The sequence below is a fragment of the Pseudomonas sp. B26(2017) genome (genome assembly GCF_002113045.1).
Classification (GTDB): domain Bacteria; phylum Pseudomonadota; class Gammaproteobacteria; order Pseudomonadales; family Pseudomonadaceae; genus Aquipseudomonas.
Genome location: NZ_NEJJ01000007.1, coordinates 191,295 through 203,565, shown reverse-complemented (window position 1 = coordinate 203,565; position 12,271 = coordinate 191,295). Strand labels below are relative to the sequence as shown.

The following is a 12,271-nucleotide window of genomic DNA, read 5'->3' as shown; positions in this document are numbered from 1 at the left end:
ACCCGCATGCAGAACTACAAAAAGGTCTTCCTGGCCGCCGCCGTCACTCTCGCGTTCAGCGCCGGTGCCATGGCCGAGACCCTGAAGATGGGCATCGAAGCGGCTTACCCGCCGTTCAACAACAAAGACGCCAGCGGCAACGTCGTCGGCTTCGATAAAGACATCGGCGACGCCCTGTGCGCCAAGATGAAAGTTGAATGCTCCGTAGTCACCTCGGACTGGGACGGCATCATCCCGGCCCTGAACGCCAAGAAGTTCGACTTCCTGATTTCCTCGATGTCGATCACCGACGAGCGCAAGCAAGCGGTGGACTTCACCGACCCGTACTACTCCAACAAGCTGCAATTCATCGCGCCGAAGGATAAAGAGTTCAAGACCGACAAGGACTCCCTGAAAGGCAAAGTGATCGGTGCCCAACGCGCGACCCTCGCCGGTACGTACATGGAAGACAACATGCCGGGCGTCGAAGTGAAACTCTACGACACCCAGGAAAACGCCTACCTCGACCTGACCTCCGGTCGTCTGGACGGCATCCTCGCCGACAAATACGTCAACTACGAATGGCTGAAAAGCGACGCTGGCAAAGCCTACGAATTCAAAGGCGACCCGGTGGAAGAAAGCGACAAGATCGGTATCGCTGTACGTAAAGGCGACCCGATCCGCGAGAAGCTGAACGCCGCGCTGAAGGAAATCGTCGCCGACGGTACCTACAAGAAGATCAACGACAAGTACTTCCCGTTCAGCATCTACTGATCCTGACCTGCCGGATCGGCACCGTCACATGGCGGCGCCGATCCCCGGCCTTGCCTGCCGCGATTTGAAAAGAAATCCATGATTATCGACCTCCACGGATTCGGCCCGGCGCTCTTCGCCGGTGCGCTGATGACCGTCAAACTGGCACTCTCGGCCCTGTGCCTGGGGCTGGTGCTCGGTCTGCTCGGCGCCTTGGCCAAGACTTCCCCGTACAAGCCGTTGCAGTGGCTTGGCGGAACCTATTCGACCCTGGTGCGCGGTGTCCCGGAATTGCTCTGGGTGCTGTTGATCTACTTCGGTACGGTCAACGCGATGCGCGCGCTCGGTGAGTTCCTCGGCAATCCCGAACTGGAACTCAGCGCCTTTGCCGCCGGCGTCATTGCGCTGGGCCTGTGCTTCGGCGCCTACGCCACAGAAGTGTTTCGTGGCGCGATCCTCGCCATTCCCAAAGGCCACCGTGAGGCCGGCGTGGCCCTGGGCCTGTCGAAATGGCGGATCTTCACCAAACTGATCATGCCGCAGATGTGGCGCATCGCCCTGCCCGGCCTGGGTAACCTTTTCATGATCCTGATGAAGGACACCGCGCTGGTGTCGGTCATTGGCCTGGAAGAAATCATGCGTCACGCGCAGATCGGCGTGACCGTGTCCAAGCAGCCATTCACCTTTTATATGGTGGCGGCGCTCATGTACCTGTGCCTGACCGTGCTGGCGATGATCGGCATGCATCTGCTGGAAAAACGCGCCGCACGCGGCTTCGCGAGGAGCGCTCAATGAATTGGGAAGTCATCATCAAATGGCTGCCGAAACTGGCTCAGGGCGCGACGCTGACCCTGGAACTGGTGGCCATCGCCGTGATCGCCGGTTTGCTGCTGGCAATTCCGCTGGGTATCGCCCGTTCTTCGAAGCTGTGGTACGTGCGCGCTTTGCCCTACGCCTACATCTTCTTTTTCCGTGGCACGCCGTTGCTGGTTCAACTGTTCCTGGTCTACTACGGCCTGGCGCAGTTCGATGCGGTGCGTAACAGCTCGATGTGGCCATACCTGCGCGACCCGTTCTGGTGCGCCACTGCGACCATGACCCTGCACACCGCAGCGTACATCGCCGAGATCCTGCGCGGCGCGATCCAGGCGATTCCGCCGGGCGAGATCGAAGCGGCACGGGCACTGGGCATGTCACGGCCGAAAGCACTGTTCTACATCATCCTGCCGCGTGCCGCGCGCATCGGTCTGCCGGCCTACAGCAACGAAGTAATCCTGATGCTCAAGGCCAGCGCCCTGGCCAGCACCGTGACTCTGCTGGAACTGACCGGCATGGCGCGCACGATCATTGCCCGCACTTACTTGCCGGTGGAGATCTTCTTCGCTGCCGGTGTGTTCTACCTGGTGATGGCCTACGTGCTGGTTCGCGGCTTCAAGCTGCTTGAACGCTGGCTGCGCGTCGATGCGTGCCAGGGGCGCTGATTCTTCTGACGTGCTGATGGGCGAGGATCTGCTCGCCCGTTTCACGGCACTGGATACATTTCTCACAGCGCATCAGGCGCTGTGGAAACCCCGCCCGTTCACTCATCTGCAACTGCCTTGGGAAGCGTCCTACCCGGAACTGGCCTCGTGGCTACGCAGGCGATCGCTGGAAGATGCGGAAAACGCCCACAACCAACCTGCCGAACTTATAGATTCGCCGGAGCCGTTTGCTTCATTGGCAACGTTGTCGCTTGAGCTGAGTTCGGTGGGTGATTTGCCTGCGCATACGCTGGAAGCCGCCGGACATCGCCTGAATATCGATGTGCCGGGGCGCAAATGGCAGCAGATCGAGGCGTTCGCCAGTCGCTTGTCGTTTGCCGCGCAACCGAAGCACTGGCTGGATTGGTGTTCGGGCAAAGGCCACTTGGGCCGGCGTCTGCTCGGTGCTGGTCAGCAACTCACATGCCTGGAATATGACCCGGCGCTGGTCGCCAGCGGTCAGGCATTGAGTCAGCGTCATCATTTGCATGCGCTGCATGTCGAGCAGGATGTGCTTGCGGCGAACACCGCATTGTTGCTGAGCGCCGAGCACACGCCCGTCGCTCTGCACGCATGCGGTGACTTGCACGTGCGGTTGATGCAACTGGGTTCGGCGGCTGGTTGCCGACAATTGGCCATCGCCCCGTGTTGCTACAACCGGATCAGTCACACGGAGTATCAGGCGCTATCTTGCGCCGGTTCGCGATCAGCCCTGCAGCTCTCGCTGGAAGATCTGTCCCTGCCTATGAGCGAAACCGTCACGGCTGGTGCCCGCGTCCGACGTCAGCGTGACGCCTCCATGGCCCGCCGACTGGCCTTTGATCTATTGCAACGGCAAGTGCGTGGCGTCGACGAGTACTTGCCGACGCCGTCCCTGCCGAGCGCCTGGCTGGACAAACCGTTCGCCGATTACTGCCGCGATCTGGCAGCGTTGAAAGAGTTATCCACAGTTGGCGCGCCAGATTGGGTAGCACTGGAAGCCGCTGGTTGGCAGCGATTGGCCGAAGTTCGCAACCTGGAATTGCTGCGCGGACTGTTCCGACGGCCGCTGGAGCTTTGGCTGAATCTGGATCGGGCACTTTTCCTCACCGAACAAGGATACGTCGTACGTCTCGGCACCTTCTGCGAGGCGCCGCTCACACCGCGCAATTTCCTGTTGCTGGCAGAACGCGATTAATCCTTCACATCCTGTGGATAACTCTGTTGATGGAATTGTCGTGGATCCAATATCCACGGCTGTTTCAGGCCATTAACAGCCTTGGTCATTTTTTGTTCACGAAAAGAAAAAACCGGCAAAACAGGGATTTGCAACTCAAATGAGAACCCGCTCACAAAAACCTGCCTAAGCGCGTTCTCTACAAAGCCTGTTGTGCATAAGCCTTCGAATAAAAGGACATAACCGCCGAATCGCGGACGCCGGCAACCGGCAATTGCGCCTGCCCACCGCCCTTGTTATACAGACCTACGCCGTGCAGGTAGCGCACGCCCGAACAAGAAAAAATCTGACCGACAGGAAGCGACCGTGACGTTCATTTCTTACGCACAGAATTTCGAGGACGTTCGCCTCTGGCGCGCCCTGCAGTATTTTGAAAACGGTTTTTATATCGACGTCGGCGCCAATGACCCGATCCACGACTCGGTCACCAAGGCCTTTTACGATCGTGGCTGGCAGGGCATCAATGTCGAACCGATGCAGAACTACTACGACGCACTCCGCCAGCATCGCCCCCGCGACACCACGCTGCAATGCGTGGCCAGCGACCAGCCGGGCGAACTGACCTTTTACGGTATTCCCGACACTGGCCTGTCCACCGCTGACCCGGTCGTTGCGCAAGAGCGCAAAAACCTCGGCATGAACGTGCAAAGCCTCACCGTCAATGCACGCACACTGACTTCAATCTGCGAAGAACACGCCGCCGAGCGGCCGATCCACTTCCTGAAAATCGACGTCGAGGGCCATGAGGAAACCGTCCTGCGCGGCATGGACTTCAACCGATTCCGCCCATGGATCATCCTCATCGAAACCCCATGGGAGCGCGACCACACCTGGGAACACCTGGTGACAGACGCCGGCTACACCAACGTCCTGTTCGACGGCCTCAACAGCTTCTTCCTCGCCAACGAACACATCAACCTCAAGCCCGCGTTCGACCTGCCACCGTGCAATCTCGACAACTTCCAGCTGTGCAAAGGCCACAACCTCGCCCACCCGGTGAACCCGGCACTGGAAACCGCCCTGCAACGCGCCGAACAAGCCGAAGCCGAACTGCGAGCCATGCAAAACAGCCGCGCCTGGCGCGCTGTACAAAAACTGCGCAACGTCCTGCGCCGGGCGTGATTCGAAGAGGGCGCAAAAATAGTCTGAATTCAGGGGTTTACAGAAGCACCCGAGTCGCTATAATCGTCGCCCACACGCCGGTATAGCTCAGATGGTAGAGCAACTGACTTGTAATCAGTAGGTCCCGGGTTCGATTCCTGGTGCCGGCACCATACAAAACGAAGCCCCTGCAGAAATGCAGGGGCTTTGTTGTTTCCGCGCCAAATGAAAAGCCCCCGACAGCAATCGCTGTCGGGGGCTTTTCTCCAATCCTAGGCAGCCTCAACCGAGAGCAAAATCCGGCGCCCAAGCTGCTGCAATGCACGCTCGACATTCTCGATCTTGGAGTGATGCAGGAAATCGACTAATCGATCTACCTGGGGTCGTTGTACACCCAAGCGTCGTGCCAGTTCAGCTTTGCTGACCCCAGACTCCAGAAGCGTATTCCAGAGCCAAACCTTCGCAGCAGTCAGTGCAGGCAGACGCAATACCGCGTCACTTTCCTGTTCTCCCGCATCACCTGTCGGAATCAATCGGCGATCATCGACGTAAATCGACAATGCCGTTTCCATCGCATCAATGGCGCCGTCGAGTGCTTCCTCAAGAGTGTCGCCAGCGGCGTGCATCTCTGGAATTTCTGCGCAGGACAACCAGACACTGCTCGGCTCCTCGTGGACTTCCAACGCATATTCGAACATCACGTTTCCTCTCATGGGGTACAAACTCAGTCTCACCCTTGTGGCCTGGCTGCATCGCTGAAACTCGATGTCGCTTATGCGCATCACGCGCTATTTCGGCAGAGCGACCGTGCAACATATTTGTTACCCATGCAACATAAGTGTTGCATGTGAGTATGTCGTCCTCCTCGCCACCACCTGGCCACGATTGCGCTCAACCCTCCCCCACGCTACCGTCAATCCCGTCGCTGCCAATTCAGCGACCGGGCCTGAGAACCCGCGTAAGATGCAGGCGCACCAGCGCCCCAACCCACGTTTGCCGGCGTTTTTTTGTGCCTGCATTTCCGTGCAATGGCGGCTGTGCGTGGGAGACCTTCGGGTCTGCCGGGTTCCTGTATCTCCGGTTTCTCAGCCTGCGCATAGCTGCCACCCTTTCGCCTGAGAACGAAGTGGTAGCGCTCATTTGATACAGGGAGTTTCACAAATGATTAGCATCGATCCGTCCAGAGTCTGCCCCTTCCACCAACCAGCCAACGGTAGGTGAAGCCATGACCAACCCCCACGATCTGAAAACCCTCGGCCTCACCCATTTCTCCTTTCAGTCCAACCACGCACTCTTCCGCACCAACCCCGGCGTCCCGGTCGTCACCGCCCTCTCCCACGCCTCCCACCTGCTTCATATTTCCAAACTGCTCACCTCGGATACTTCTGCCGCCAACGATCCGGAACTCCACGCCTGCGCCTCGCAATATTTGCAGGAGTTGAGCAAGGCGCTGGTCGATGATGCGGTCAAAGTGTTGAGTCCAGATCCGTAATCCGCCGCTCACAAAAAAGCCCTCGCATCGCTGCGAGGGCTTTGTGTTACCGGATCAATCAGTGCCCAGCGCTCTGCCCGCCATCCACATGCAGAATCTCACCGGTCACAAAGTTGGCGTTATCGAGATACACCACCGCCTGCGCAATGTCGTCGATCTCGCCCATGTGCCCAACCGGATGCAGCGCACCCAGTGCCGCGTGGGTTTCCTCGCCGTGCATCGGCGTCTTGATGATGCCCGGCGATACCGCATTTACCCGAATTCCGCGTTTGGCGTATTCGATGGCCAGGGATTTGGTGGCGGCGTTGAGGCCGCCCTTGGTCAGGGAAGCGAGGACCGAAGGCACGCCGTCGATGGCATGGTCGACCAGGCTGGTGGTGATGTTGACCACGTGGCCCTTGCCCTGTTTTTCCATCTCGGCGATGGCCAGTTGGGTGATGTAGAAGAAGCCGTTGAGGTTGACCGACAGCACCGCCGCGTAGTCTTCCGGGGTGTAGGCGGTGAACGGTTTGGCGACGAAGATACCGGCGTTGTTGACCAGGGTGTCGATGCGGCCGAAGCGTGCAACGCCTTCGCTGATCACGCGTTGAGCAGTGGCCGGGGCGCCGATGTCGCCGGCGATGGTCAGGATCTGCGGGTCGTTCGACGGCTTGATCGAGCGCGAGGTGGCGACGATGTTGTAGCCCAGCTCACGGAAGGCCTTGACCATGCCTTCGCCCAGACCTTGGGAAGCACCGGTGATAACAACGGTTTTTTTCGAGTTGCTCATGATGAAATCCTCAATCAATAAGTGGGTGTTGAATCAGGCGATAGCCAGTTGTTTCAGCATTTGTTCGTAGTACTCGACCGATTGCGAACCGGACACCAGGTGCTTGCCGTTCAGGATCAGCGCGGGCACCGAGTTGATCCCGTGCTGCCGGTAGAACGCCTGCAGTTGGCGCACTTCGCTGGCGAAATCGTCGTTGGCCAGCACCTTGCGAGCCCTCGCCGCATCCAGCCCCGCTTCGGTCGCCAGACGGATCAGCGTCGGGTGATCGTTGGGGTTGTCACCGTCGCGGAAGTAAGCGCGCAGCAGGATCTTTTTCAGCGCGACTTGCCGACCCTCCTGCGCCGCCCACATCAGCAAGCGATGGGCGTCGAAGGTGTTGTGAAAGTGCGTGCGTTTCTCCAGGTCGAACTCGAAACCGATGGCCTTGCCGCGTTCGATCTGCATCTTCTTGCCGGCAGCGACGTCTTCGGCGGTGCGGCCGTATTTGCGCATCAGGTGCTGCACGGCCGGTTCACCTTCGGCGGGCATGTCCGGGTTGAGTTCGAAGGGCTTGTAGGTCAGCTCCACCGAAATCTCGCCGGCCAGATTGCCGATCGCCTGCTCCAGCGCTGTCGCCCCGAGTGCGCACCAGGGGCACACCACGTCGGAAACGAAATCGATGGTCACGGTCGGGGTCATGACTGACCCCGTTCCGCCAGTTGTCGGCGGTATTCGGTGGTGGTGATGCCGGCGTAGCCCCAGTTATCGGTGTCGACTTCTTCGATCACGATGTGGGTCAGGTCCGGGCGTTTGTTGAGGACGCGTTCCAGGGTTTCAGTGATTTCGGCGATCACCTGAGCTTTCTGCTCACGGGTAACGCCGTCGCGGGTGATGCGTACGCTGACAAATGGCATGACGACTACTCCAGTGACCTGCCCTCGGGATGATGGTCAGGTGTTGGAGCTCAATTTAGGAGCGTGCCGGGAGGGGAAAAAGTAGGGGCGGGGTACTTCATTTGTGAGGTGGTGTAATGAATTGAAACACCTACGTCGCTCCCAGTTACCCCCTGAAGTCTCGGGTTGACACATCGAATTCAGTGGCCGAGAATCGGCCCCAAGAGCGCGAAACCGACTGCCATCAGGTGGCTATAGTCGGCGTTAGGAACCCCGTTGATGACCTGAAAATCAGCGTTCGGGTGAGACCTCTTCTCCCCTGCTTGAGGGAGCACAATATCAAGCAACTTTTTCGTGAAGGGCAGCCTATCAAGGCTGCCCTTTTTGTTTGGACCATCGGTAACGTTGAAACAGTAGCTCTCCATGCCGATGCTTGTTCAGACCCTTTTTTTCACAGTTCATGAAGTTCCAGAGTACGTTGCCATGATCGATATGGATCACGACCAGCATCTGGTATTTCGTGTTGTAGGCACCGATATATGAGAGCCGGAAAGAGTCGTCATCGTAGGAAATCTTCCAGATCTCTAACGGTTTTTTCAGGGTGTCTTGCGCGAAGTCTGTGAAGCGCTCCCGAGCATTCGGACGTTTTTCCACAATGTGCAACAAGTGCTCGCGCCTCACCAGAACTGGGCAAATGGGTGTCTCAATCACAGTCGAATTGAGGCCGTCATGAAGTCCGAAGCCTTTGGCAACTTGCTCCCATGCAGCCTCCAGACTCTCGGCGCCCGGACGTTCTCTGATCGCAGAAGTCAGCAACTCGGGATCAATGTCCCGAATGTCCGGTAAACCATGATCCTTCCAGTTCTTTTGTTCAGGTAACGCCATGCTCCAAGGCAAATTCATTGGCACCTTCTCGCTAGCTTCGCGGATGCCGGCATTGCCTGGATATCCAATGGCCTCGGACTGAAAAAGTCCCGAAAGTAACTGCCTGATATTTCAGCCACTTGTACTGCGCTAATAAATCAGCCCGTTCTTGTCTTTCAATAGGAGGCTTCCGACATCAACGCAGAACAGCGCGAGATGGCTGTACGAAATTGTCCCAGCCGCTGTAACCCAACCGCACAAAAAAAGTGCCCGACTCCTTCGCGTCGTGCACTTTTTTGACCCCAATCACCCCCGCGTCGCCAAAAACCCCGATCCTGTGTCAGCCTCCAGCCATCGGCGCGGACATCAATTCGCTACTAATTGCGCGACAACTATGCTCAGGTACAGGAATATAGCCGGCAAACGGAGCCGTTCAGGCCGTCACGTACACAACAATACCCAGCCCACTTCAGAGGGCATTACCCATGGATAGCAGAACCTTACGCAACCTCATGCGCATCGTGCAGACCGGCTCGTTGTCGGCCGCAGCCGAGCATTCGTGCCTGACCGTGCAGGCCCTGGCCGCACAGTTGAACAAGGTCGAAGAGCAGTTCGGTTTCCGCTTGTTTAGACGATCCAACAAGGGGCTGACGCTGACGCCGCAAGGCACGGAGCTGACGCCCTATATGGACAGAGTGCTGATTGCCACGCGGCAGATGGAAGAGAAAGTCGAAGCGTTGAAGGTGCCGGGACAGCGCACGCTGAAAGTGGCGTTGAACACTACACTGGACCCGGATTTCAACCGGCGACTGATCGGACGCCTGATCGAGGTGTTTCCCGACTATCAGATGGAATTCAGCTACGCCGAATCGATGGAAAACCTCAGCAAGCTGAAGAACGAGGACTTCGATCTGGCGGTGCTGATCGGGCCACAGCGTCCGGGCTTGCCGAGCATTGTCCTGCCGGAAGTGCAGGTGCAGGTGGTCGGCGCGCACTGTGGTCAGGAGAACGATCCGCTGACGTTGCTCGGCAACAAGTTTCAAGTGCGTCCGGCAGAAGATTGTCCGTATTCCCACAGCTTTTTGCGTTTTCTCGACGCCGGGCTGGGCAATTACGAGAACAGTCAGCGGACGATCTACTCCTGCAGCGAAACGCTGACCTTGTCGCTCATCACGCAGATGGACGCCATCGGCATGGTCTCTCGCGAGGCCGCTCAGAAAAACGGCCTGACGATCTTCCCCGGGTTCGAGGATTTCCTCGAAGTGCGCCTGGCGGTGAACAACCCGGACCTGTCCGGCCAGGCGTTGAACGACGTGGTCGATCTTCCGCTACATGAACGAGCCGAGCGCAATGTACGCAGCCGTCCCAACCGCCACACTGAGAAAGAGGTTTTTGCTGAAGTACGCACATAACAACGTCGGAATCGCTGCATAAAATTCCGGGCGATCGAGCTGTATGTGCTGATCCTTGATCAACAAGGGTGTCAGGCTGATCGCAGCGACGATCGCCACCGGCAGGTATTCCAGCGCCCGGGCGACGAAGGGCGGCCAGTGCTCGGTGTTGACCTGCAGCGGCAGAGCCCGAGGCAGAAAGGTCACGGCCATCATGAGCGCGACCACCAGAATCAGGAACGTTTGGTCAGGCATACACCCACTCCGCAGCCCACAAACGTGGCGATGAAAACGTTGAACGGCGAGCTGCCCACCAGGCTCAGAGCGCCCATGCAGACGACGGCGGCCATGGCGGCGATGAGTTTGTTGCGGGTGTTGCACAGCGAGACCAGCACGTAGAGCATCATCGCGGTCAGCGCGTAATCGAGCTGGTACTTGATCAGGTGCGACGCGTACTGCGCACACAGGGCGCCGAGCAATCCGCCGATCACCCAGGAGGTGTGGCAGAACAGGTTGAAGCCGATCAGATAGCGGATATTCACCGGCGCACCGGTGCCGAGTTTGACGCTGTGGAAGGCAAACGATTCATCGGTCAGGCCGCCGGCGTAGCACCAGCGCTCAATGCGGCTCAGGCCCAGCGCCCGCAGGGCTTTTGCCATGTAGACCGACATCAGCATGTGCCGCGCATTGATCAGAAACGTAGTCAGCACGATGGTGGTCAGCGACGCCCCGCTGCTGATCAGCGCCAGCGCCGCGAATTGCGAAGCCCCGGCATACACGAACAGACACATGGCCACCGGCAGCCACAGCGGCAGCCCCGCGTTGACCGCCATCAGCCCGAACACGAACGACACGGTGAAGTAACCGGCCACCACCGGGCTGGCTTCGGCAAAGGTGCGCGACGGCTGACGGTCGACCATCAGCGGCGCACTGCCGGATGTTTCATTCATAGATCCCTCTCAAATGTCCGCTCGCCATGAGGTTCGCAAAAACCCTGGGCCGTCCAGAAACGCTTGCCCGCGAGGTTAGCATCATCGACGAACAGGAACATCCGCAGCACACCGACCCGTTTCATGTCGGCCGACGCCGCTTCCACCAGCCGCTGGCCGACGCCCTGGCTGCGATAGCGCAGACTGACCGCCAGATGGTTGATCGTGCCGCGACTGCCGAGCATGCCACCCAGCACCGCGCCGACGATCTCGCCTTCGACATCGAAGGCCAGATAGGCCGTGGTGGTTTTCTGGATCAGCACGCCGCGCAGGCATTTGGCGTCCTGCCATTCACAGAACGACACTTCGTCGAACTGACGGAAGAAACGCTCCATGCGCTGTGCGTCCTTGGCCGTCGCGCGCCGCAGCACCACCGGCGTCGAGCATTCGACGCCGTCGATTGGGGTGATCTGATTAGCGAACAATGTCGAAAGCGGTCCCGGGCCGCGAGAAGGAAATCGCCAGGATCTGCCGGTACGCCATGGCGTGGGAGTGAGTGTTGCGTGCCGGTGTCACGTAGTGGCGCATGTCGCGGTCGAGGAAGTACGTGGTGTCGAGGATTTCCTGGTAAGTGGTCGACGCCAGTTGTTGCTCGTGAATGTCGTACAGGCGGCTTTCGGCGCCCTCGACATTGTTGCGCCCCCAGAAGTGCACGCCGCTGAACGGATAGCCGTCGCAGTGAATCCCCTCCGGAGTGATTTCCAGTTGTTTGCCCGGTTTGATCTCGATTCGGATCTGATGGATCTGGCATTGCCAGATTTCATCGTGCAACTCTTCCGGCAACACGCTTTTGTACACTTCGAAATCGGTGTCGATCAGGCTGCGCATCACCGGCGAGCTGATGACTTCGTCCGAGAAGTCCTGGAAGTGCCGCACCACACCGCCCACATAGCTGTTGTTGGCCTTGGACTGCACGTACGCGCGATGTTCCAGCTGCTTCAGTTCGCGCGTCTTGGGGTTGTATTCAAAGTCGCTGTAACGACGGTAACGCATGCCGGCTTCGGCCTGACCGTAGTAACTGTCAGGCTCCATGTTTTCCCAACTTTTGGTCAGTCTGACGAAGTCGGCGAAATGACCGTAGAGATTGAAGTCAGCACCCTGCACATTGGCGTACTTGTCGCGCCGTAGCGATTCGCCCACTTCTCTGGTTAAAACGATCATTACCCAATTCTCCGCTGCGTTGAGCGGCCTAATCTATTAGGTGGAGAATTTGCGTCCATGAGAAAGAATTTCAGGCACTTAAAGCGCTGTTTGAAACGCGATTTGAAGCCGCCTGAAAGTGCATTTCAAATGACAAAAACACGGGTTTTTATGCTGTTTTTTCA

16 protein-coding genes and 1 tRNA gene are annotated in these 12,271 nt (G+C 58.4%); 8 read left to right on the top strand and 9 right to left on the bottom strand.

What is annotated here, in order from left to right; genetic code table 11:
• The first annotated feature begins 6 nt into the window (after positions 1-6).
• The 6 genes from CAF79_RS12675 (at position 7) to CAF79_RS12650 (ending at position 4,742) form a co-directional block, all read left to right on the top strand.
• Positions 7-753: an ABC transporter substrate-binding protein gene (locus CAF79_RS12675; RefSeq protein WP_085684088.1), complete on the top strand. Its 747-nt coding sequence runs from the start codon at positions 7-9 to the stop codon at positions 751-753.
• 78 nt (positions 754-831) lie between these two features.
• A complete protein-coding gene (locus CAF79_RS12670) occupies positions 832-1,527 on the top strand; it encodes an ABC transporter permease (RefSeq protein WP_085698042.1) in 696 nt (231 codons plus the stop codon).
• Positions 1,524-2,213: an ABC transporter permease gene (locus tag CAF79_RS12665; protein ID WP_007952568.1), complete on the top strand. Its 690-nt coding sequence runs from the start codon at positions 1,524-1,526 to the stop codon at positions 2,211-2,213. Before CAF79_RS12670 ends, CAF79_RS12665 begins: the two co-directional genes overlap by 4 nt.
• A complete protein-coding gene (locus tag CAF79_RS12660; protein ID WP_085698041.1) occupies positions 2,194-3,429 on the top strand; it encodes a methyltransferase in 1,236 nt (411 codons plus the stop codon). Before CAF79_RS12665 ends, CAF79_RS12660 begins: the two co-directional genes overlap by 20 nt.
• Positions 3,430-3,774: 345 nt before the next feature.
• Positions 3,775-4,590 carry an FkbM family methyltransferase gene (locus CAF79_RS12655; RefSeq protein ID WP_085698040.1) on the top strand — a complete coding sequence of 272 codons (816 nt, stop codon included), beginning with the start codon at positions 3,775-3,777 and terminating at the stop codon, positions 4,588-4,590.
• Positions 4,591-4,666: 76 nt separating this feature from the next.
• Positions 4,667-4,742: transfer RNA gene (locus CAF79_RS12650), tRNA-Thr, on the top strand.
• Positions 4,743-4,841: 99 nt separating this feature from the next.
• Here CAF79_RS12650 and CAF79_RS12645 read toward each other — a convergent pair.
• Positions 4,842-5,267 carry a type II toxin-antitoxin system HicB family antitoxin gene (locus tag CAF79_RS12645; RefSeq protein ID WP_085698039.1) on the bottom strand — a complete coding sequence of 142 codons (426 nt, stop codon included), beginning with the start codon at positions 5,265-5,267 and terminating at the stop codon, positions 4,842-4,844.
• Positions 5,268-5,794: 527 nt separating this feature from the next.
• Between CAF79_RS12645 and CAF79_RS12640 the strand changes: the two genes are divergently transcribed.
• Complete coding sequence (locus tag CAF79_RS12640) at positions 5,795-6,061, top strand: DUF3077 domain-containing protein (RefSeq protein WP_085698038.1); 267 nt, start codon at positions 5,795-5,797, stop codon at positions 6,059-6,061.
• Between the two features lie 58 nt (positions 6,062-6,119).
• Here CAF79_RS12640 and CAF79_RS12635 read toward each other — a convergent pair whose 3' ends face one another.
• From CAF79_RS12635 to CAF79_RS29135, 4 genes are all read right to left on the bottom strand, one after another.
• Complete coding sequence (locus tag CAF79_RS12635; RefSeq protein WP_085698037.1) at positions 6,120-6,830, bottom strand: SDR family NAD(P)-dependent oxidoreductase; 711 nt, start codon at positions 6,828-6,830, stop codon at positions 6,120-6,122.
• A 33-nt stretch (positions 6,831-6,863) separates the two neighbouring features.
• The gene (locus CAF79_RS12630) at positions 6,864-7,508 is read right to left on the bottom strand and encodes a DsbA family oxidoreductase (RefSeq protein WP_085698036.1); all 645 of its coding nucleotides are present in this window, start codon (positions 7,506-7,508) and stop codon (positions 6,864-6,866) included.
• Positions 7,505-7,723: a 4-oxalocrotonate tautomerase family protein gene (locus CAF79_RS12625; RefSeq protein ID WP_007952610.1), complete on the bottom strand. Its 219-nt coding sequence runs from the start codon at positions 7,721-7,723 to the stop codon at positions 7,505-7,507. The genes CAF79_RS12630 and CAF79_RS12625 overlap by 4 nt, the downstream gene beginning before the upstream one ends.
• A gap of 348 nt (positions 7,724-8,071) precedes the next feature.
• Positions 8,072-8,605: a PBECR2 nuclease fold domain-containing protein gene (locus CAF79_RS29135; RefSeq protein WP_227234136.1), complete on the bottom strand. Its 534-nt coding sequence runs from the start codon at positions 8,603-8,605 to the stop codon at positions 8,072-8,074.
• Positions 8,606-9,051: 446 nt separating this feature from the next.
• Between CAF79_RS29135 and CAF79_RS12615 the strand changes: the two genes are divergently transcribed.
• Positions 9,052-9,978, top strand: coding sequence for a LysR family transcriptional regulator (locus tag CAF79_RS12615; protein WP_085698035.1), 927 nt, complete (start codon positions 9,052-9,054; stop codon positions 9,976-9,978).
• On the opposite strand, the gene CAF79_RS12610 is transcribed toward CAF79_RS12615, so the two are convergent.
• From CAF79_RS12610 to CAF79_RS12595, 4 genes are all read right to left on the bottom strand, one after another.
• Positions 9,895-10,212: an AzlD domain-containing protein gene (locus CAF79_RS12610; protein ID WP_007952614.1), complete on the bottom strand. Its 318-nt coding sequence runs from the start codon at positions 10,210-10,212 to the stop codon at positions 9,895-9,897. The two genes, CAF79_RS12615 and CAF79_RS12610, sit on opposite strands and share 84 nt — an antisense overlap.
• On the bottom strand, positions 10,191-10,907 hold the full coding sequence (locus CAF79_RS12605) for an AzlC family ABC transporter permease (RefSeq protein ID WP_085698034.1): 717 nt from the start codon (positions 10,905-10,907) through the stop codon (positions 10,191-10,193). The genes CAF79_RS12610 and CAF79_RS12605 overlap by 22 nt, the downstream gene beginning before the upstream one ends.
• Complete coding sequence (locus tag CAF79_RS12600; RefSeq protein ID WP_007952618.1) at positions 10,904-11,281, bottom strand: GNAT family N-acetyltransferase; 378 nt, start codon at positions 11,279-11,281, stop codon at positions 10,904-10,906. The genes CAF79_RS12605 and CAF79_RS12600 overlap by 4 nt, the downstream gene beginning before the upstream one ends.
• Positions 11,282-11,360: 79 nt before the next feature.
• Complete coding sequence (locus CAF79_RS12595) at positions 11,361-12,107, bottom strand: 2OG-Fe dioxygenase family protein (RefSeq protein ID WP_011331995.1); 747 nt, start codon at positions 12,105-12,107, stop codon at positions 11,361-11,363.
• Positions 12,108-12,271 lie beyond the last annotated feature (164 nt).